The sequence below is a fragment of the Ruegeria sp. AG6 genome, assembly GCF_056541565.1.
The window spans coordinates 121,715-141,160 of sequence record NZ_JBQFYQ010000009.1; the positions used below are offsets into that span (position 1 = coordinate 121,715).

Below are 19,446 nucleotides of genomic sequence, written 5' to 3' on the forward strand. Positions count from 1 at the left end.
CCCGCCTGTGTATGTAGAGACAGGACATAGTCCTCCTTTGCTGCGCGCCGTGAAACCCCGGCGCCAAGGTACTAATAAGGTAGCAAGGGGAATGCAACATTTCAATGAAAGCGCGTCCGGCCCCGCGCAGGGGTGATCACTCTTCTGCGATTTGTTGCATGTTTGCGTTTTCCGACAAAAGCCGAACCTCGCGCTGCGGGAAGGGGATCGAGATGCCTTCGTCCTGAAACGCATCCCACAGCGCAAGATAGACATTTCCCCTGATATTGGTCAGCCCTTTGGTCGGATCGCTGATCCAGAACCGCAGAACGTAATCCACGCTGCTGTCGCCAAAACCGGTGATATGGCATACCGGTTCATGTTTTCCGCCACTCAATACGCGGGTCACTGCCTTTACAGCCCGGATCGCCGTTGCCCGCACTTTGTGGGGGTCATCCTCATAGCTGGTGCCGAAATCCAGATCCAACCGCACGAATTTGTCGGAATGCGACCAGTTCACCACCTGGTTGGTAATCAGGTCCTCGTTCGGGATCAGGTATTCCCGCCCGTCCCGCGTGACAACCGAGACATAGCGTGCGCCCAGCGCATTGATCCAACCAAACGTATCGCCCAGCGAGATCACATCGCCTGGCTTGATCGACCGATCCATCAGGATGATGATCCCCGATATGAGGTTTGACACCACTTTTTGCAGGCCAAACCCGATGCCGACGCCGATTGCGCCCGACAGCAGCGCAATGCCGGTCAGATCGAAGCCCAGCGTGCGGATCGCAGCCAGAAAGACCGCGCCGTACAGCAGCACCTGAATTCCCTTGGCCAACAACACCTGCATGGATGGGGTGATGTCGTCATTGCTCTGCAATCCACGCTCGGCCGCGCGGGTGCCGATGCGGGCCAGCGTCAACAGGACCCCGATCAGCAGGATGGCCTTGAGAATGCCCAGCAAGGAAATATGCAGGTCACCGACGGAAATCGCGACCCCATCAAGGAATTTGGCCACGTCATCCGTCAGATTCAAAGCAACAAGCGTTGCATAGACCCACATTGCCCACTTGAATATCCGTCGCAGCGTCCGGTTGCGGACAAGCCTCGCGACCAGTGCAATCGCCAGCCACGCAGTTGCCAGAGTTGCAATGATCCCAATGAGATAACTGCGCGACGGCCAGGTAACATGCTGCATAACCTGATACAAGAGCCAGGACAGCAGCACGAAATAGACCAGTGTCAGCCGCTGCATCAGCTGTACCATGGTGCGAAGCCGCCATTTCGGCCATCCGGTGCGTGCGCGCGTCCAGGCATCCCATCGTGGCTGTGTCAGAACTTTCAGAAGGAAAGCCAGCGCCCAAAGGAAAAGGATGATGACCAACTGATACTGCCGCCAGCCCGGCGTAACCACCAACTCGACCAGTTCTTGAAGCTCGGAAGAGAACCCCGCGACCATGTTGTTGTAAAGGTCTGTCAGCGAGCTGGGGATCAGGTCTTGGTTCATACGCGCCTCCTGCACGGCAGCTTGGACAGCAATGCCAGGCGATGCAAGCCTGACACCGGTTTTGAACCTTGATTGCAGCAAACGCGCGGTATATCTGAACCGCATGAGACTCAATGTGGCCCAAGAACAGAATCTGGAAGACCGCGCGCGTCTGCGCGAACGGTTCTTTGGGGCTGCCCGCACGGTCCTGGCGCGCCTACCCGTCGCCTGAGCCAACTCGCCAGCTATTTCTCAGTTACATACGGGAGAGGACACATGTCCCCCAAAACACTCTATGACAAGATCTGGGATGCCCATGTCGCGCACGAAGCCGATGATGGCACCTGCCTGCTGTATATCGACCGCCATCTGGTCCACGAGGTCACCAGCCCGCAGGCGTTCGAAGGCCTGCGCATGGCGGGCCGCAAGGTGCGCGCGCCGGAAAAGACCATTGCCGTGCCGGACCACAACGTTCCGACCACACCTGACCGGGTGAACGGTATTGAAAACCCGGAATCGCGCATTCAGGTCGAAGCGCTGGACAAGAACGCCCGGGACTTCGGCATTCACTATTACCCGGTAAATGACGTCCGTCAGGGCATCGTGCACATCGTCGGCCCCGAACAAGGCTGGACCCTGCCGGGCATGACCGTCGTCTGCGGCGACAGCCATACCGCCACCCATGGCGCATTCGGCGCATTGGCCCACGGCATCGGCACGTCAGAGGTCGAACACGTGCTGGCCACGCAGACCCTGATCCAGAAGAAATCCAAGAACATGAAGGTGGAAATCACCGGCAAATTGCAGCCGGGCGTGACCGCCAAGGACATCACCTTGGCCGTGATCGGCGAAACCGGCACCGCCGGCGGCACCGGCTATGTCATCGAGTATTGCGGTGAAGCCATACGCAACCTGTCGATGGAAGGCCGCATGACCGTCTGCAACATGGCCATCGAAGGTGGCGCACGCGCAGGGCTGATTGCACCGGATGAGAACACGTTCGAATATGTCAAAGGCCGTCCGCATGCGCCGAAAGGTGCGCAGTGGGAAGCCGCGATGAATTGGTGGAAAACACTCTACACCGACGAAGGCGCGCATTTCGACAAGGTTGTCACGATTCGTGGCGAAGACATCGCGCCTGTCGTCACCTGGGGCACCAGCCCCGAGGATGTTCTGCCGATCACGGCAACCGTGCCGCACCCCGAGGATTTCGAAGGCGGCAAGGTCGAAGCGGCCCGCCGGTCAATCGAGTATATGGGTCTCAAAGCCGGTCAGAAGCTGAGCGATGTCGAGATTGACACCGTCTTTATCGGGTCCTGCACCAACGGACGTATCGAAGACCTGCGTGCCGCGGCCGAGATCCTGAAAGGCAAGAAGATCAAGGACGGGATGCGCGCCATGGTGGTGCCGGGTTCGGGGCTGGTCCGCGCTCAGGCCGAAGAAGAAGGCCTGGCCGACATCTTCAAAGAGGCCGGGTTCGAATGGCGTCTGGCAGGCTGTTCGATGTGCCTGGCGATGAACCCCGACCAGTTGCAACCGGGCGAACGCTGTGCCGCAACCTCGAACCGCAACTTCGAAGGCCGTCAGGGCCGGGGCGGGCGCACACATCTGCTGAGCCCGGCAATGGCTGCCGCAGCGGCAATCACGGGACGGCTGACAGACGTCCGTGAATTGTTGTAAGGTGCCCTCATATCTAGATATTTGAGGGATTGAACAAATGAGTGACTGGGTCAAATGGCTATTGCTTGGACTTCTGTCCATAGTGTTCGGCATCTTTGTGCTGGGCGCACCGGTCGTGGCATCAATCACCGTGACGGTGGTCACAGGTGTATTGCTGCTGATTTCAGGCGCGTTACAGGTTGTTGGCGGCTTCACCGTCGATGGGGCCGGCAACAAGATACTGTCACTTATCATGGGTGTCGTGATGCTGTTTCTGGGCTGGTCCTTTCTGGATCACCCACTGCAAGGAACGCTGACACTGGCAACTGTCTGCCTGATCCTGTTCATGGCTGGCGGCATTGCCCGCGTGATCCTGTCGTTCCAGATGCGCGGAACGCAATATTTCTGGGCGACGCTGGTCTCGGGCATCATGTCGATTGTACTGGCGATCCTGATCTGGCGCTTTGCCGCAATGGACCCTTCGGTGCTGCTGCAATTGCTGGGCATCCTGCTGGGGATCGAGATGATCTTTAACGGGCTCGGCCTTGTCTTCATGGCGTTCTTCGTCAAGGACGCACCAAAAGAAACGAAACAAGCTTAACGCGGGGCCTGGGCGCGGCCCTCTCCCGCAGGAGTGTGAACATGGATAAGTTTGAAAAAGTCCACGGGGTGGCCGCCCCGATGCCATTGATCAATATCGACACCGATATGATCATTCCCAAAGTGCATTTGAAAACCATCAAACGGTCCGGCCTCGGCGTCGTGCTGTTTGACGAAATGCGTTATCATGATGACGGGCGCGAGAACGAAGAGTTCGTCCTGAACAAACCCGCCTATCGCGAGGCCGAAATTCTGGTCGCCGGAGACAATTTCGGCTGCGGCTCGTCGCGCGAACACGCACCCTGGGCGATCAAGGATTTCGGCATCAAGGTTGTGATCTCGACCAGCTTTGCCGACATCTTCTTCAACAACTGCTTCAAGAACGGCATCCTGCCGATCGTGGTCGAAGAAGAGCATCACGCGATCCTGATGGAAGACGCGCATAAAGGCGAGAATGCCCGCATGACGGTACATCTGGAAGATCAGCAGATCACCACTTCGGATGGTGTCGTGATCGAGTTTGATATTGACCCGCATCGCAAACACTGCCTGCTGAACGGTCTGGACGATATCGGCCTGACGATGGAGAAAGATCACCACATCGACAAGTTTGAGGAACACGCCAGCCAGGCCCGCCCCTGGGTGTAAGGCCCAAGCGATTCTTTGAACACTCAACCTAACGGGGTCGCCAATGCGGCCCCGTTCTCATTCTTGGGGTTGGTTTTCGCAAAACCACAACATCTTGGTCTCATATTGAGATACACGTCGGATTTGCGTCGAAAATGATGCAATCCCGCACCAGTTGCGCCATCATTTTGCCCGAAATCACGTGTTTTCTGCACCCTGTCTTGAGCGAAATGCCGCTTATCGTCCATGTTGGCGCTAAAGAGGCATCCGTCAAAAACTCGAGACGATGGGCACAAGTTGGAATGTAAGTCGGCGAAGATCGACTTATCCGGTTTGAAAAAGGGTTCGGATAGTGATTGCGCGCACAACAGGGGCGGCGATACGCGGAATACTTGTGGCACTGATGGTGCTGACACCCGCGTTGTACCTGCCTGTATCATCGACGAACGGGACCGAGATTCTGGTCTTCCTCGCGATTCTCGCGTTCATCCTGACATTCGCCGAGTACAATTCTGCTTTTCCCAGTTTTATTGAATTTCGCGATGCGCCGCCGGTGAACCGTCTGCGGTTCGTCGGGCTGATGTCGATGGTCACCTTTCTGACACTGGTTTGCAAAAACAACTATGAGCCGACTGAACTGACCGCGTTCGCCTACACCGCAGGTCTGGCCGTCGCGAATGTTGCGGACTTTCCCTATTCTCCGGTTCGGTTGATCGTGCTGATGCTACCCTTGGATGCCGGTCAGCCGTTGATCGAATTGGTTCGGATCGCAGCCAGTGTGGCCTATGTGGCCGCCTTGGTCACCGTCGCCAGCTTTGCCTATGCGGTCAAAGTGCGCGGCTGGCCCACGGGCAATGGCGCCTTCAACGTATGGACCAATCTGCCGTTGTTTGATCCCACCAAGGGCGGCGATGTTGTCACCCGCCTGCAACGTGATGGTCGCCTGAATATCTGCATTGGCGTTCTGCTCCCCTTCCTCATTCCGGCTGTCATCAAGCTCATGAGCAGCGTCGTTGCCCCGATCTCGCTGAGCAATCCGCAAACATTGATCTGGACCATGTGCGCCTGGGCCTTCCTGCCCGCCAGCATGATCATGCGCGGCATGGCGACGCTTCGCATCGCGGGTCTGATCGTGGAAAAGCGCCGCGCCTATTCGACAAACGAGACAACGCAAGCCGCATGATCCGTGCCCTTGCTCTGCTGCTGTTGCCTTTCTCGGCACAGGCAGAGGTTTATCGCATCGCCACCTACAACACTGAACTCAGCAGAAACGGCCCCGGCCTGCTGCTGCGCGACATCCAGCGGGATGATGCGCAGGTTGAAGCCGTTGTCGAGGTCATTGCTGCGGCGCGACCTGATGTCATTGCCCTGCAAGGCATCGACTGGGATCTGGACGGCGCGGCCCTGAGCGCCCTGTCCGAGAAACTGCGCGAGGCGGGCCTGGATTTCCCCTATCACTTTTCCGCCCAACCAATTGCTGGGTTGGAAACGCCGCTGGATCTGGACGGAGATGGCCAAACGCAAGGCCCCGGCGACGCGCAGGGCTGGGGGAAGTTCACCGGCCACGGAGGGGTGGCGGTGTTGTCCCGTTTCGAAATCATGACCGAAGACGTTCAGGATTACACCAATCTGCGGTGGAAAGACCTGCCTGGGGCTGATTTGCCATTCAGGGATGGGCTCCCCTTCCCGTCTGAAGCTGCGCACGACATTCAGCGCCTGTCCTCGACCGTGCATTGGGTGCTTCCGATCGAAACCCCGCAGGGGCGATTTAGCCTGATGACCTTTCACGCTGCCCCACCGGTTTTTGACGGACCCGAGGATCGCAACGGTCTGCGCAACAGGGACGAGATTCGCCTGTGGTCGGTTTTGCTGAATGGCGGCCTGGGGCCAGTTCCTCAAGGCCCCTTCGTGATGGCCGCGGACGCCAATCTCGACCCGACCCGCGGAGAAGGCCACAAGCAGGCCATTCGCGCGCTTTTGGCCGATCCCCATGTGCAGGATCCGATGCCAAAGGACCCATCGGGTTCATCAGCAACGGTCGAATGGAAAGCCACCGGGGAAATGCGCGTTGACTATGTGTTGCCGTCCAGTGATCTGCAAATCTCGGAAACCGGCATTGTCTGGCCCGTGGAAGGTGGCACGCTGTACGACAGTGCCCGACGCGCCAGCAGGCATCGACTGGTCTGGGTTGACATAATCCTACCCTAGAACCTCGCCCCTGTTCCCGGCCGTCGCCGATGAAACGGCACGTTGGGACGAAATGGCGGAACGCAAGGCATCCTCCAGCTTCGTTTCAGAAAACGAGGTCAGCAATTCTTTCATATAACCGCCATCCAATTGATGCGGCACGTGCCAGAGGTACCGCATCTCGATCAAATGAGGGGCCATGCGCCAGAATGGGCGGGCCAATTGCAGAGGCCACCATTTCATACGCCGCACTGTAACCGGCCGGCCGGTGACTTGCGAAAGCGATTGAGCGATCTGCGTCCCGGTCAAAGTGTACCCTTCAAATGGAACATCGCAGAAACGGGGAAGGTCTTGCCGCATCTCAGCCAGCGCAACGGCGGCGCGGGCCAGATCAGGCAGAAAGGCCCAAGCGTGCGGTGCGTCCGGATCACCGGGATAAACGAACTGACCGCGCGAAAGACGCTTGATCATGACCTGATCGAACCAGTTTCCGGATGCATTGGTGTCGATGAAATCCCCGGCGCGCAAAAGGATGGTGCGCACGGTTGACGCGCGATAGGCCTCTTCCATCTCGATCCGAACCCGGCCCAAAGGGTTGGTGGCTCGATGCGGCGTCCCGCCCGACCATGGGCCCGGCGTATTCCCACCAAATACGTAGACATTGCCCGGTACGATCACGGTCGCCCCCGTATCTGAGGCCGCATCTATCACCCGTTTGGTCAGTACCGGCACATCGCGTGCCCAATCGGGATAGGGCGGATTCCATCCGTTCACGATGACGTCCACGCCGCGCGCCGCCTGTGACAGCGAATCAGACCTGCGGTCAAATTCCGTCACATCCCAGCCCGCGCGCCTGAACGCCAGGGCTGCGTTGCGTCCAAAACGACCTGTTGCGCCCAGTACCAGTGCAGATTGTGCCATGTTTGCCTCCTGTCTGAGGTCAATCTACCCATTCACTTCGCGCAAGGAATTGCCGCAATTCGCAGAACGTGTATTCATTTCTGAATGGACAAAGCTCTGACACATGCAGATTGGTCTCTGATTCAATGCTTTCTGGCCGTGGCCGAGACGGGATCGTTGTCCGCCGCCGCACGACATCTCAATCGCAGCCAACCCACTTTGGGGCGGCAGGTCCAAAACCTCGAGGACGAACTGGGTGTCTCTCTTTTCGATCGCCACGCGCGTGGTCTGAAGCTCAGCGAAGCGGGCTTACAGCTTTTGCCGATGGCCCAGCAGATGCACAGCGCCATGACCGCGTTCAGTCTTGCCGCCGCGGGGCAATCGCAACAGCTTGAAGGTTCGGTGCGCATCACCGCATCTGTCTTTGCCTCGCATCACCTGCTGCCACCGATACTGGCGTCCATCCGCAGGCAAGAGCCCACGATCCAGCTTGAACTGGTGGCCACTGACACCACCGAGAATCTGCTCTATCGCGAGGCGGATATCGCCGTGCGGATGTATCGCCCTGCGCAGGTGGATCTTATTTCCCGCTATCTCGGGGATGTGCCGCTGTGTTTTTGTGCGGCAAAGTCCTATCTGGACCGGAAGGGGCGCCCCAAGACACCCGAAGAACTGTTTACGCATGATCTGGTAGGGTTTGACGCGAACCAGGAGATCATCAAAGCCATGCGTGAAAAGGGGTGGCCAGCCAGCCGCGACAGTTTTGCCACCCGCTGTGACCTGCAAAGCGCCTATTGGGAACTGATCCGGGCGGGCTGTGGCATAGGCTTCAGCCAGGTACAGGTTGCCCAAGCCGACCCCGACGTGGAAATCCTGCCGCTGGATGTGGACATCCCGATTCTACCCGTGTGGCTGGCCGCACCCCAGGCCATGCGCCAGACCCCGCGCATCCGCAGGGTCTGGGATTTGTTGGCAGAAGGGCTCAAAGCCGCTCTTTGAGGGTCAAAGCGGGCCGGTATAAGTTCCGCGCGCGGGATAGTTGTTGCCCAGTGTGAATTTCAAACCACCCGCAATATCCGACATGGACGGGCGACCGAAAGGCGTGGTCTGTTGCCATGCATAGTACAGCGTCCGGTCGGGTGCGATGTAGAAATGCCCCGGCTCTGCGAACAGGTCCGGTTCGGCGCTGCCTTCGCGCTTGGTCGAGATGTTAAGGCCCCAATCATCCCGCGCAGCGGACAGGGGAAGGCTGTGGCCCACACGCAGGCGCGACGCTCCGGCTTTTTCGGCGGCTTCCGCCGCGCGCTCGGCTGTATCGGTGGTGATCATGATGACCTCGACGCCCAGCGCCGCAAAGTCATCCAGCGCCGCTTCGACCTCGGTCATCTGCTTGATGCAGATCGGGCAATGCAGCCCGCGATATTGAATCACCAGCGTCCCGTGTTCGCCCTTGTCCGCGTCAAGATCGAAGCTGCCATGGGCAACAGTTTCGATTTTCAGCGCAGGAACCGGATTTCCAGGTGTCAGCATGTGTTTTCCTTCTGTTTTGGCAGGTTCGTCTCATTGACCCGATGCAACGCAGACGCTAGGCCCTGTGCAACAAAACGCAAGGAGACCCTTCATGTCCAACCCTTCGCTCCTTATCCTGCCCGGAGACGGAATTGGCCCGGAAGTCATGGCCGAAGTGCGCAGAATCATCGATTGGTTCGGCGCCAATCGCGGTCTTCAATTTGACGTGAGCGAGGATCTGGTCGGCGGTGCCGCCTATGATGCCCACGGCAAGCCTCTGTCCGATGAGACGATGGCCAAGGCGCAAGAGGTCGACGCGGTTCTATTGGGCGCTGTCGGCGGCCCAAAATACGACGATCTGGATTTCAGCCTGAAGCCCGAGCGCGGCCTGCTGCGCCTGCGCAAGGAAATGGACTTGTATTCGAACCTGCGCCCGGCCCAGTGCTTTGACGCGCTGGCTGATTTCTCGTCGCTGAAGAAAGACATCGTTGCCGGTCTGGATATCATGATCGTGCGCGAACTGACCTCGGGCGTTTATTTCGGTGAACCACGCGGTATCTTCGAGGAAGGCAATGAACGCGTCGGCATCAACACCCAGCGTTACACCGAATCCGAGATTGAACGCGCCGCGCGTTCGGCCTTTGAACTGGCGATGCGCCGGAACAAAAAGCTGTGCTCGATGGAAAAAGCCAACGTGATGGAATCGGGCATTCTGTGGCGCGAAGTGGTCAACCGCGTTTCCGCTGACTACCCCGAAGTTGAGCTGAGCCATATGTACGCCGACAACGGTGCCATGCAGCTGGTGCGCGCGCCGAAACAGTTCGACGTGATCCTGACCGACAACCTGTTCGGTGACATCCTGTCCGACTGCGCCGCGATGCTGACGGGCTCTCTGGGCATGCTGCCGTCGGCGTCGCTGGGCGCGCCGATGGCCAATGGACGCCCCAAAGCAATGTACGAGCCCGTACACGGGTCTGCCCCCGATATCGCGGGTCAGGGCAAAGCCAACCCGATCGCCTGCATCCTCAGCTTTGCGATGGCTCTGCGCTACAGCTTTGATCAGGGCGAGGAAGCGGATCGGCTGGAAGCTGCGATCGAGAAAGTTCTGGCCGACGGCGTTCGCACCGGCGACCTGCTTGCGGATCAGGGCGTTCAGCCCGTCTCGACCAGCGAAATGGGCGACGCGATCCTTTCAGCGTTGGACGCAAGCGTCTAAGAAACGAAAGAATGAAAAAACAAAAGGCGGTGCCCAGCGCACCGCCTTTTTTTGCCTGCTCAATTCCCGAAGATATTGTTCAACAGGTTGTTTATAGCCCGGTCCAACCCGGTTTGTTTCTTTCGCCGTTGTTGCTGCGGCTGCGCCGTTTGCACCGGAGGTTCCGGCGCCATCATCGGCAACGGGGTGGGCGTCATCCCCTCGGTCACGCGCAGCATGGTTTCTTTCCAGATTTCGGCCGGTAAGCCACCACCGGTCACGCCGGACAAGGGCGTGTTGTCATCATACCCCATCCAGACCCCGGTCACATAATCCGCCGTGAACCCGATGAACCACGCGTCGCGCGCGGCCTGGGTCGTTCCGGTCTTGCCCGCCACCTGCCAGCCGGGCAATTTGGCCCGCCCGCCGGTCCCTTCAGAGACCACGCGCTCCATCATCCAGGTCAGCTGTTTGGCAGCCTTTTCATTGATGACCCTCTCGCCAATACCGGTCGTCGTGACCATGACGGGTGTTTCGTCGCCCAGCAGCTTCAGTTCGGTCAGCCCATAAGGTTCAACCTGCGACCCGCCATTCAGGATGCCTGCATAAGCCCCGGTCATCTCGATCAACGTGCTTTCCGATGCACCAAGCGCCAGCGCAGGCCCCTGTGCCAGGTCGCTGGCAATCCCGAAGCCGCTGGCAACCGTCCGAACATTGTCCAGGCCGGAAATCTCGGCCACTTTCACCGCCGGTATGTTCAGCGAGTTTTTCAGCGCATCCGCCAAGGTCACCCGCCCATAATACTTGTTGGTGTAGTTCTTGGGGCACCACTGGCCTGACCCCGGAATATCGACGCAATAGGGTTCATCCATCACCGTATCCAGCGGCGAATACCCAAGTTCCAGCGCGGTGGCATAGACGAATGGCTTGAACGATGATCCCGTCTGTCGCAACGCCTGCGTCGCCCGGTTGAACGCGCCAGACACGCGTGTCTTGCGCCCACCAACCATCGCGCGCACCGCACCGTCGGCCGACATCACCACAATGGCCGCCTGCGCCTTTGATCCTTCGCGCACTTTTTCCTGAAAGATGAATTTCAGCGCCTCTTCCGCAGAGGTCTGAATGCGCTGATCCAGGGTGGTCCGGATCACCACATCTTCGGTCGTGTTGCGGGTAAAGAACTCGGGCCCGCTGGCCATAACCCAATCCGCAAAATATCCCCCGGCCCGTGCAGCCGCCGCCTCGGACAGTTGGGCTGGGCGGGCCCGCGCTTCGCTGGCCTGCGCGGCGGTCAGATAGCCCTGATCCTCCATCAGACCGATCACAAGGCGGGCCCGGTCCTGCGACCGTTGCAGATTGTTCGTCGGTGCATAACGTGTGGGCGCAACCAACAGCCCGGCCAACATCGCTGCCTCGGCCGGCGAGACTTCGGCGGCGGACTTGCCAAAGTACCGCTGGCTTGCGGCCTCGAACCCGCGCGCGCCTGCACCAAGGAAAGCCCGGTTCAGGTAGATCGTCAGAACCTCATCCTTGGAGTATTTCACCTCCATCGCCATTGCATAAATGGCCTCTTTGGCCTTGCGCAACAGCGATCCCTGTCGGCAATCGGCTTCATAGGCGGCCTCTGATTCCCATTCAGTCGGATCATAAGGCACGCCCAGACACAGCAATTTGGCCGTTTGCTGCGTTATGGTTGACCCGCCATGCCCGGACAACGGGCCGCGCCCTTCGCTCAGGTTGATGCGAACGGCGCTTGCCACACCGCGCGGGCTCACCCCGAAATGGCGATAGAACCGTTTGTCCTCGGTCGCGATGACGGCGTTTTTCAGATGCGGCGACACCGTATCGGCAGTGATCACCCCGCCAAACTGGTCGCCCCGCCAGGCAAACACTTTGCCGTCGCGGTCCAGCAGCGTGACAGACCCGCGCGCACGGCCGTCCAACAAGGCATCCAAGTCCGGCAACGAGGAATAGACGACACCCACCGCCAGGGCGATCAGGATGGCCACGACCGCTCCGACCCGCCAGGTCAGCCCCCAGACCATGCGCCAGACCCAGCGGAAAAAACGACGCAGGATGCCGCCGCCTTTGCCCCCCGATCTCTTGCGCGTCTTTTTGCGCGCAGTTTTGCGTGTGGTGGTTTTGCGAGCCGTCGCCTTCTTGCCCGCCGGGCGCTTGGATGCCGACGGTTTACGACCCTTTGACGGGTACCTTTTGTCCGCAACCAATTTCGGCTTGCGTCGCTTGGACTCAGTCATGCTCAAACTCTGCCCGGGTTTTCTTTTGCGCCACCATACCCCGGTGATCCGAGTATGTAGAGGTCCGAATTTCCGAAAATTCCCCTCACAACACTGCCCGTTATTTAATCAACGCGACCGAATTGTGCAAAAAATGTGCAATCTTCTGCCATTTGGCAGCCCTTTGACCCCCAAGAGCCGTTTCATACCGCGATCCGTCGCGCATTTTTCTGCAGGTGCAAACAAACCGGTTCCACCGGAGAACCAGAGGGGAAAGACGTGAAACTGATCATTGCGACAATCAAGCCGTTCAAGCTGGAGGAGGTGCGCGAAGCACTGACCGAGGCCGGCGTGCGCGGCATGATGGTAACCGAGATCAAGGGCTTCGGCTCGCAATCCGGCCACACCGAAATCTATCGGGGGGCCGAATATGCGGTGAACTTCGTGCCCAAGATCAAGCTGGAAATCGTGGTGCCTGCCGCGATGACCGACCAGATCGTCGAGACCATCACCAAAACCGCCAAGACCGGCAAGATCGGTGACGGCAAGATTTTCGTCCTCGATGTCGAGCAGGCCCTGCGCGTGCGGACCGAGGAAACCAACGAAGAGGCGCTGTAAGGCGCCGCGACCGACAATCATTCGAGGACTGAACATGAACCTGATGAAATCCCTCATCCCTGCCGCCGCGATCGTCGCACTGCCGCAGATGGGCCTGGCGCAGGAAGCCGCCGCAACCGGCGAAACCGCGCAGCATACACAATACATCCTGACCTCGCTGCTGTTCCTGATGGGCGGCTTTCTGGTGTTCTGGATGGCCGCGGGCTTTGCCATGCTCGAGGCCGGTCTGGTGCGCTCCAAGAACGTGGCCATGCAGCTGGTCAAGAACATCGGCCTGTTTTCCTTTGCCGCCATCATGTACTGGTTGGTCGGCTTCAACCTGATGTATCCGGGCGACGGCTGGACCATCACCGGCATTCTGGGTGCCTTCTCGCCCACCTCGCTGGAACCGGTCGGCCTTGATGGCGTCGAAACCGATCTGTCCTATGCGTCGGTCGGTTCGGACTTCTTCTTCCAGCTGATGTTCTGCGCCACCACCGCGTCCATTGTATCGGGCACCATGGCCGAGCGCGTCAAACTGTGGCCCTTCTTCTTTTTCGTGATCGTTCTGACAGGCATCATCTACCCGATCGAAGCGTCCTGGCAGTGGGGCGGCGGCTGGTTGTCCGAGATGGGCTTCAGCGACTTCGCCGGCTCGACCCTGGTGCACGCCGCAGGTGGCTTCGCAGCTCTGGCCGGTGCCATCGTACTGGGCCCGCGCATCGGTAAATACAACAAGGAAGGCAAAGTTGTGCCGATCCCCGGCTCGAACCTGGCGCTGGCAACCCTGGGGACGTTCATCCTGTGGCTGGGTTGGTTCGGCTTCAACGGCGGCTCGCAGTTGGCCATGGGCACGATCGGTGACATGGCCGATATCAGCCGTATCTTCGCCAACACCAACATGGCCGCCGCCGCCGGCGCCGTTGCCGCCCTGATCCTGACGCAGGTGATGTATGGCAAGGTCGACCTGACCATGGTTCTGAACGGCGCGCTGGCCGGGCTGGTCTCGATCACCGCCGAACCGCTGGCGCCGTCGCTGTTTCAGGCGCTGATCATCGGCGGCATCGGCGGCGTGATCGTAGTCTACACCGTGCCGCTGCTGGACAAGATGAAGATTGATGACGTGGTCGGCGCCATCCCGGTTCACCTGATCGCAGGCTTCTGGGGCACCTTCATCGTGGCATGGACCAACGGTGATGCGTCTTTCGTGACCCAGATCATCGGTTTCGCGGCTATCGGGATCTTCGTCTTCGTAGTCAGCTTCATCCTGTTCTCGATCCTCAAGGCCACCGTCGGCCTGCGGGTTGGCGAGGAAGAAGAGATCAACGGCCTCGACATGGGCGAACTGGGCATGGAAGCCTATCCCGAATTCTCGAAAGGCTGATCCCACTTCCACCCAAACAAAAAAACCCGGGCATTCGTGCCCGGGTTTCTTGTTTGGCAATGCCCGAAAATCAGACGCCGACGTCGACAATCGCCTGCGCAAGGATCGGAACGGTGTTGGCGTTCAGACCGGCGATGTTCAGGCGGCTGTCGCCAACCATGTAGATGCCGTGTTCAACGCGCAGTTTCTCGACCAGTTCAGGGGCCGCACCCAAGCGCGAGAACATGCCGCGGTGCTGGGCGATGAAACCAAAGCGGTCCGAGCCGCTCAGACGCTGGAGTTCGTCGGCCAGTTGGCGACGCAGGCCCAGCATCGACAGGCGCACCTCTTCCAGTTCGGCCATCCAGTCGGCGCGCAGGGCTTCGTCCATCAGGATCGTGGTCACAACACGCGCGCCGTGGTCGGGCGGGAAGGAATAATTCTGGCGGTTCAGGAATGCCAATGTACCCTGGTTCAAAGCGGTCTGCCCGGCATCGGCGCTGATGGCCATCAGCAAACCGGTGCGTTCGCGATACACGCCGAAATTCTTCGAGCATGACGCCGCTATCAGACATTCCTTGACCGAAGACGCGACCAGTCGTGTCGCTTGCGCATCCTCTTCCAGGCCGTCGCCGAAGCCTTGATAGGCGATGTCGATCATCGCAACGAGGCCAAGCGCGTTGATCAGGTTCACGACCTCCTGCCATTGAACCATGTTGAGGTTGGCACCGGTCGGGTTGTGGCAGCAACCGTGCAGCAGAACCACGTCACCCGCTTTTGCGGTCTTCAGGTCTTCGATCATGCCGTCGAAATCGACGCCACGCGTGTCACCATCGAAATAGCGGTATGGAACCGTCTCGATCCCCAGGTAGTTCAGGATCGACAAGTGGTTCGGCCATGTCGGGTTCGACACGAAGACGCGGGCCGACGGGTTGGCCATACGGATCATCTCGAAGGCCTGACGGCAGGCGCCGGTGCCGCCCGGTGTCGCCACGGCGGCGATATTGCCGCGCTCAACCGAGGTGCCGAGGATCAGCCCGATCATCGCATCCGCATAGGCCGGATCGCCGGCCAGCCCGGTATAGGCTTTGGTTTCCTGCTCTTCCCAGACGCGCTGCTCGGCCGCTTTGACGGCGCGCATGACCGGGGTGATGCCTTCCGCGTTTTTGTAGACGCCGACGCCCAGGTCGACCTTCTGATCACGCGGGTCTTCGCGATACATCTGCATCAGCGCCAGGATCTTGTCGGCAGGCTGCGGTTTCAGGTTCTCGAACATCAGGTCTCTCCGGTTGCGACGGGCAGGGTCGGGAAGGCGCCCCATTCAGCCCATGAGCCGTCATAAAGCGAGTGGTCTTTCTTGCCCATGCGTTCAAGCGCAAGGCTGAGGATCGCGGCGGTCACGCCAGACCCGCACGAGGTGATCGCCGGTTTCGACAGATCGACGCCCGCGGCCTCGAATATGGCGCGGCACTCTTCCGGCGACTTCATGGTACCATTGGCGTTCAGCAACTGGCCAAAGGGGACATTGCGTGAACCCGGAATATGCCCCGAGCGCAGACCCTCGCGCGGTTCGGCCTCGGCCCCGGAAAACCGGCTGGCAGAGCGGGCGTCGATGATCTCATGATCACCCAGCTTGGCGGCGGCGGAAACTTGCGTGACGTCCCGGACAAGCTGATTTTGCACCCGGACGGTCATATGACGATCACGGATGACCGGCGGCAGGTCTTCGACCTCGCGCCCTTCCGCCTGCCATTTGGGGAATCCACCATCCAGAACCGCGATGTTTTCCTGCCCCATAAGACGGAACAGCCACCAGACGCGCGCAGCCGACATCAGCCCAGCGCCATCGTAAACCACGACCTGATGACCGTCGCCCACACCCATCGCGCGCAGGCGCGACATGAATTTCTCGACCGGAGGCGCCATATGCGGCAAGTCGGAACGGCGATCTGATATCTCGTCTATGTCAAAGAACCGCGCCCCGGGGATGTGGCCTGCGTCATATTCCGCCCGTGCATCACGATTTTGCGCGGGCAAGTACCACGACCCGTCCAGAATCCGCAGATCCGGATCCTTCATATGCGCGGCCAGCCATTCGGTGGATACGAGGGTTTTTGGATCGTCCTGCATCAAAGCCTCCCCTAAGCGCGCTTGATTTTTCCCTATACCCGGCGGCATAGGGGTTCAAGGCTGGATAGCGCTCACTTGGCGCTGCGCAGGCGGAAATGTTGGATAATCCCAATGAGGCTGATCAGAATCCAGAACCCCTCGATCAACATTGATGCGAGATTGAAATTCTGGAGCAGGGAATAGACGATCAGCACCGAGCCCAGCAGGTTGATCACCGGAAAGGCCAGATCATCCGAGTTCATCATCCGCATCTGTGTTGCGAAATACGCGGCGACCACGATTAGAGCCCCGAAAGAGCCGATGGCGTCGACGATGGTCAGGCTGTCGAAAAATGCGGTCATGAATGGGCCTTGCCGTTCTCTACAAATTCGGTGTGTTGGGCGTAATGATGCATGTTCAGAAAGGCCGCCCCCTCGGGGCCGGCGCGATACCCGTGCGGAAGATCGGCCGCGAAACGCAACCCCTGCCCGGCTTGTAGGGAAACCCACTCGTCTCCGCGCAGGATCTCAAGCGTGCCGCTCAGAACAAAGACCTCTTCGGTCACGCCTGTCGCGTGGGCGGGCGACTCGTGGCTTTGGTTCGGCCTGAGGTTGACGTGGAATGTCTCGGCCCCCAGAGCGGGATCGAATGGAAAGACGATCTTGACCTCGATCGTGCCGGGGAAAGTTACGGTCTGAAAAACCGAAGGATCCCCGTTCATCGTATCGATCAGCGCGCTGAGCGGCAGTTGAAACCCCTTGGCAATTTTCCACAGCGTTGCGATGGTTGGGCTGGATTCACCGCGCTCGATCTGCCCCAGCATGGCTTTGCTCACGCCGGTCATCTCGGCCACTTTCGACAGGCTCAGGCCCGATGCCGCACGCACGTCTCGCAGTTTCAGCGTTATATCGTCAGAGTCCATCTCATCGTCCCGCGAATCCTCTTGTGCGTTATAGCGCACATGTGGTACGTGCGCTATAACGTACGAACCCCAAGACATGCAACCCGAGGCAAAAGGGAAACAGCATCATGCCATTGTACCGATCCAGAACCTCAACCCATGGCCGCAACATGGCTGGCGCACGCGGCCTTTGGCGCGCCACCGGCATGGGAGACGATGATTTTGGCAAACCGATCATTGCCATCGTCAACTCGTTCACCCAATTCGTCCCGGGCCACGTGCATCTGAAGGATCTGGGCCAGATGGTTGCGCGCGAGGTCGAGGCTGCAGGCGGTGTGGCCAAAGAATTCAACACGATCGCGGTGGATGACGGCATCGCAATGGGCCATGACGGGATGCTGTATTCGCTGCCCTCGCGCGAAGTGATCGCGGATTCGGTCGAATACATGGTCAACGCCCATTGCGCCGATGCGATGGTCTGCATTTCGAATTGCGACAAGATCACCCCCGGCATGCTGATGGCCGCGATGCGCCTGAACATCCCTGCCATATTTGTCTCGGGCGGGCCGATGGAGGCTGGCAAGATCGATATCGCCGATCTGGAGGCCAAGAAAATCGACCTCGTCGACGCCATGGTCGCCGCGGCGGACGACAAATTCACCGACGAACAGGTTCAACATATCGAAGAGAATGCCTGCCCGACCTGCGGCTCCTGTTCTGGCATGTTCACTGCGAACTCGATGAACTGCCTGGCCGAAGCATTGGGCCTGGCCCTGCCGGGCAACGGCTCGACACTGGCGACACATGCCGACCGCAAAGAGCTGTTCCTTGAGGCAGGCCGCCGCATCGTTGAGATCACCAAGCGCCATTATGATCTGGATGAAAAAGGTTTTCTCCCACGCGAGATTGCCACCTTCGAAGCATTCGAAAACGCCATGAGCCTAGACATCGCCATGGGCGGGTCCACCAATACGGTGCTTCATCTGTTGGCCATCGCGCATGAGGGTGGCGTTGATTTCACCATGTCCGACATGGACCGCCTGAGCCGCCGCGTTCCCTGCCTGTGCAAAGTCGCGCCCAACACCGAAAATGTGCACATGGAAGACGTCCACCGCGCCGGAGGTATCTTCTCGATCCTCGGAGAGCTCAGCCGCGCAGGCCTGCTGCACGAGGAATGCAACACGGTACATTCGGCCACAATGGGTGAAGCGATCGCCAACTGGGACATCAAGGTCGCCAACAATCCAAAGGCGCAGGAGCTGTTCAAGGCCGCCCCCGGTGGTGTGCGCACCACACAGGCGTTCAGCCAGTCCAACCGGTACAAGGAACTGGACACCGACCGCGAAGGCGGCGTGATCCGCTCGAAAGAACACGCGTTCAGCCAGGATGGTGGTCTGGCCGTTCTGTTCGGCAATATCGCTCGCGACGGCTGTATCGTGAAAACTGCTGGCGTGGACGCCAATATCCTGAAATTCACCGGCTCGGCCTACGTGTGCGAAAGTCAGGATCAGGCGGTCAACGACATTCTTACGGGCAAGGTGAAAGAAGGCGATGTGGTCGTCATCCGCTATGAAGGCCCGCGCGGTGGCCCGGGGATGCAGGAAATGCTGTATCCGACGTCATATCTGAAGTCCAAGGGTCTGGGCAAAGCCTGCGCGTTGCTGACCGATGGTCGCTTCTCGGGCGGCACATCAGGCCTGTCGATCGGCCATGTTTCGCCCGAAGCGGCCGAAGGCGGTGAGATCGGTCTGGTTCAGAATGGCGACACGATCGAGATCGACATCCCAAACCGCACCATTCATCTGGCAGTTTCGGATGAAGAGCTGGCCGCCCGCCGCACGGAACAGAACGCAAAGGGGTGGGAGCCCGCCGCGCCCCGCAAACGTAAAGTGTCAACCGCGCTCAAGGCCTATGCCAAGCTGACGACCAGCGCAGCAAAAGGGGCTGTTCGCCAAGTCTAAGCACACACGCGACCGGCTTGCCGAGGCGCCGAGCCGGGTAATCAACCGTCCTCAAGAGCTCCCGCGCCCGATCCGTACCATCGGCTTCGCCGATGCCACGTTCGACCTTGGGCCCGGCGCCGCGCAGCGCGCG

The 19,446-nt window shown here is 59.5% G+C and carries 19 protein-coding genes; 11 read left to right on the forward strand and 8 right to left on the reverse strand.

Going from position 1 to position 19,446, the window contains the following annotated elements:
• Nucleotides 1–136: 136 nt before the first annotated feature.
• The gene (locus ACR0I0_RS16770; RefSeq protein WP_171635588.1) at nt 137–1,489 is read right to left on the reverse strand and encodes a mechanosensitive ion channel family protein; all 1,353 of its coding nucleotides are present in this window, start codon (nt 1,487–1,489) and stop codon (nt 137–139) included.
• A gap of 115 nt (nt 1,490–1,604) precedes the next feature.
• On the opposite strand from ACR0I0_RS16770, the gene ACR0I0_RS16775 reads away from it, so the two are divergent.
• The 6 genes from ACR0I0_RS16775 (at nt 1,605) to ACR0I0_RS16800 (ending at nt 6,562) form a co-directional block, all read left to right on the forward strand.
• A complete protein-coding gene (locus ACR0I0_RS16775; RefSeq protein ID WP_224857982.1) occupies nt 1,605–1,700 on the forward strand; it encodes an isopropylmalate isomerase in 96 nt (31 codons plus the stop codon).
• Between the two features lie 44 nt (nt 1,701–1,744).
• Complete coding sequence (gene leuC, locus ACR0I0_RS16780) at nt 1,745–3,148, forward strand: 3-isopropylmalate dehydratase large subunit (protein ID WP_171724092.1); 1,404 nt, start codon at nt 1,745–1,747, stop codon at nt 3,146–3,148.
• Nucleotides 3,149–3,185: 37 nt separating this feature from the next.
• The gene (locus ACR0I0_RS16785; protein WP_171635581.1) at nt 3,186–3,728 is read left to right on the forward strand and encodes an HdeD family acid-resistance protein; all 543 of its coding nucleotides are present in this window, start codon (nt 3,186–3,188) and stop codon (nt 3,726–3,728) included.
• 41 nt (nt 3,729–3,769) lie between these two features.
• The gene (gene leuD / locus ACR0I0_RS16790; protein ID WP_171635578.1) at nt 3,770–4,375 is read left to right on the forward strand and encodes a 3-isopropylmalate dehydratase small subunit; all 606 of its coding nucleotides are present in this window, start codon (nt 3,770–3,772) and stop codon (nt 4,373–4,375) included.
• Between the two features lie 331 nt (nt 4,376–4,706).
• Nucleotides 4,707–5,537, forward strand: coding sequence for a hypothetical protein (locus ACR0I0_RS16795; RefSeq protein WP_480492302.1), 831 nt, complete (start codon nt 4,707–4,709; stop codon nt 5,535–5,537).
• A complete protein-coding gene (locus tag ACR0I0_RS16800; protein ID WP_480492304.1) occupies nt 5,534–6,562 on the forward strand; it encodes an endonuclease/exonuclease/phosphatase family protein in 1,029 nt (342 codons plus the stop codon). Before ACR0I0_RS16795 ends, ACR0I0_RS16800 begins: the two co-directional genes overlap by 4 nt.
• On the opposite strand, the gene ACR0I0_RS16805 is transcribed toward ACR0I0_RS16800, so the two are convergent.
• Nucleotides 6,554–7,462, reverse strand: a complete 909-nt coding sequence (locus tag ACR0I0_RS16805) for a Rossmann-fold NAD(P)-binding domain-containing protein (RefSeq protein ID WP_210093192.1) — start codon at nt 7,460–7,462, stop codon at nt 6,554–6,556. The genes ACR0I0_RS16800 and ACR0I0_RS16805 overlap by 9 nt on opposite strands.
• A gap of 84 nt (nt 7,463–7,546) precedes the next feature.
• On the opposite strand from ACR0I0_RS16805, the gene ACR0I0_RS16810 reads away from it, so the two are divergent.
• Nucleotides 7,547–8,440, forward strand: coding sequence for a LysR family transcriptional regulator (locus tag ACR0I0_RS16810; protein ID WP_480492306.1), 894 nt, complete (start codon nt 7,547–7,549; stop codon nt 8,438–8,440).
• Nucleotides 8,441–8,443: 3 nt separating this feature from the next.
• Here the strand turns inward: ACR0I0_RS16810 and ACR0I0_RS16815 are convergent, their stop codons facing one another.
• Nucleotides 8,444–8,971 (reverse strand): redoxin domain-containing protein, encoded by a 528-nt coding sequence (locus ACR0I0_RS16815; protein WP_171635568.1) that lies wholly within the window; start codon nt 8,969–8,971, stop codon nt 8,444–8,446.
• A gap of 91 nt (nt 8,972–9,062) precedes the next feature.
• On the opposite strand from ACR0I0_RS16815, the gene leuB reads away from it, so the two are divergent.
• On the forward strand, nt 9,063–10,166 hold the full coding sequence (gene leuB, locus ACR0I0_RS16820) for a 3-isopropylmalate dehydrogenase (protein ID WP_171635566.1): 1,104 nt from the start codon (nt 9,063–9,065) through the stop codon (nt 10,164–10,166).
• Nucleotides 10,167–10,225: 59 nt separating this feature from the next.
• On the opposite strand, the gene ACR0I0_RS16825 is transcribed toward leuB, so the two are convergent.
• Nucleotides 10,226–12,403, reverse strand: coding sequence for a transglycosylase domain-containing protein (locus ACR0I0_RS16825; protein WP_171724088.1), 2,178 nt, complete (start codon nt 12,401–12,403; stop codon nt 10,226–10,228).
• Between the two features lie 258 nt (nt 12,404–12,661).
• On the opposite strand from ACR0I0_RS16825, the gene ACR0I0_RS16830 reads away from it, so the two are divergent.
• Together ACR0I0_RS16830 and ACR0I0_RS16835 are read left to right on the forward strand one after the other, a co-directional pair.
• The gene (locus ACR0I0_RS16830; protein WP_480492307.1) at nt 12,662–13,000 is read left to right on the forward strand and encodes a P-II family nitrogen regulator; all 339 of its coding nucleotides are present in this window, start codon (nt 12,662–12,664) and stop codon (nt 12,998–13,000) included.
• A 34-nt stretch (nt 13,001–13,034) separates the two neighbouring features.
• The gene (locus tag ACR0I0_RS16835; RefSeq protein WP_171635561.1) at nt 13,035–14,363 is read left to right on the forward strand and encodes an ammonium transporter; all 1,329 of its coding nucleotides are present in this window, start codon (nt 13,035–13,037) and stop codon (nt 14,361–14,363) included.
• 70 nt (nt 14,364–14,433) lie between these two features.
• On the opposite strand, the gene ACR0I0_RS16840 is transcribed toward ACR0I0_RS16835, so the two are convergent.
• The 4 genes from ACR0I0_RS16840 to ACR0I0_RS16855 form a co-directional block, all read right to left on the reverse strand.
• Nucleotides 14,434–15,618, reverse strand: a complete 1,185-nt coding sequence (locus ACR0I0_RS16840; protein WP_480492308.1) for an amino acid aminotransferase — start codon at nt 15,616–15,618, stop codon at nt 14,434–14,436.
• On the reverse strand, nt 15,618–16,472 hold the full coding sequence (gene sseA, locus ACR0I0_RS16845; RefSeq protein WP_171635557.1) for a 3-mercaptopyruvate sulfurtransferase: 855 nt from the start codon (nt 16,470–16,472) through the stop codon (nt 15,618–15,620). Before sseA ends, ACR0I0_RS16840 begins: the two co-directional genes overlap by 1 nt.
• 71 nt (nt 16,473–16,543) lie before the next feature.
• Nucleotides 16,544–16,813: a CBU_0592 family membrane protein gene (locus ACR0I0_RS16850; RefSeq protein ID WP_152459709.1), complete on the reverse strand. Its 270-nt coding sequence runs from the start codon at nt 16,811–16,813 to the stop codon at nt 16,544–16,546.
• The gene (locus ACR0I0_RS16855) at nt 16,810–17,373 is read right to left on the reverse strand and encodes a helix-turn-helix domain-containing protein (RefSeq protein ID WP_171635555.1); all 564 of its coding nucleotides are present in this window, start codon (nt 17,371–17,373) and stop codon (nt 16,810–16,812) included. Before ACR0I0_RS16855 ends, ACR0I0_RS16850 begins: the two co-directional genes overlap by 4 nt.
• 107 nt (nt 17,374–17,480) lie before the next feature.
• Here ACR0I0_RS16855 and ilvD point away from each other — a divergent pair, with 107 nt between their 5' ends.
• Complete coding sequence (gene ilvD / locus ACR0I0_RS16860) at nt 17,481–19,313, forward strand: dihydroxy-acid dehydratase (protein ID WP_171635553.1); 1,833 nt, start codon at nt 17,481–17,483, stop codon at nt 19,311–19,313.
• The last annotated feature ends 133 nt before the right edge of the window (nt 19,314–19,446 follow it).

What these genes read in the sequence shown, in the direction of transcription:
- leuD (WP_171635578.1), top strand. Translation starts at nt 3,770, where the DNA reads ATGGATAAGTTTGAAAAAGTCCACGGGGTGGCCGCCCCGATGCCATTG.
- ACR0I0_RS16840 (WP_480492308.1), bottom strand. Translation starts at nt 15,618, where the DNA reads ATGTTCGAGAACCTGAAACCGCAGCCTGCCGACAAGATCCTGGCGCTG.
- ACR0I0_RS16805 (WP_210093192.1), bottom strand. Translation starts at nt 7,462, where the DNA reads ATGGCACAATCTGCACTGGTACTGGGCGCAACAGGTCGTTTTGGACGC.
- leuB (WP_171635566.1), top strand. Translation starts at nt 9,063, where the DNA reads ATGTCCAACCCTTCGCTCCTTATCCTGCCCGGAGACGGAATTGGCCCG.
- ACR0I0_RS16835 (WP_171635561.1), top strand. Translation starts at nt 13,035, where the DNA reads ATGAACCTGATGAAATCCCTCATCCCTGCCGCCGCGATCGTCGCACTG.
- ACR0I0_RS16810 (WP_480492306.1), top strand. Translation starts at nt 7,547, where the DNA reads ATGGACAAAGCTCTGACACATGCAGATTGGTCTCTGATTCAATGCTTT.
- leuC (WP_171724092.1), top strand. Translation starts at nt 1,745, where the DNA reads ATGTCCCCCAAAACACTCTATGACAAGATCTGGGATGCCCATGTCGCG.
- ACR0I0_RS16800 (WP_480492304.1), top strand. Translation starts at nt 5,534, where the DNA reads ATGATCCGTGCCCTTGCTCTGCTGCTGTTGCCTTTCTCGGCACAGGCA.
- ACR0I0_RS16825 (WP_171724088.1), bottom strand. Translation starts at nt 12,403, where the DNA reads ATGACTGAGTCCAAGCGACGCAAGCCGAAATTGGTTGCGGACAAAAGG.
- ACR0I0_RS16770 (WP_171635588.1), bottom strand. Translation starts at nt 1,489, where the DNA reads ATGAACCAAGACCTGATCCCCAGCTCGCTGACAGACCTTTACAACAAC.
- ACR0I0_RS16815 (WP_171635568.1), bottom strand. Translation starts at nt 8,971, where the DNA reads ATGCTGACACCTGGAAATCCGGTTCCTGCGCTGAAAATCGAAACTGTT.
- sseA (WP_171635557.1), bottom strand. Translation starts at nt 16,472, where the DNA reads ATGCAGGACGATCCAAAAACCCTCGTATCCACCGAATGGCTGGCCGCG.
- ACR0I0_RS16850 (WP_152459709.1), bottom strand. Translation starts at nt 16,813, where the DNA reads ATGACCGCATTTTTCGACAGCCTGACCATCGTCGACGCCATCGGCTCT.
- ACR0I0_RS16855 (WP_171635555.1), bottom strand. Translation starts at nt 17,373, where the DNA reads ATGGACTCTGACGATATAACGCTGAAACTGCGAGACGTGCGTGCGGCA.
- ilvD (WP_171635553.1), top strand. Translation starts at nt 17,481, where the DNA reads ATGCCATTGTACCGATCCAGAACCTCAACCCATGGCCGCAACATGGCT.
- ACR0I0_RS16785 (WP_171635581.1), top strand. Translation starts at nt 3,186, where the DNA reads ATGAGTGACTGGGTCAAATGGCTATTGCTTGGACTTCTGTCCATAGTG.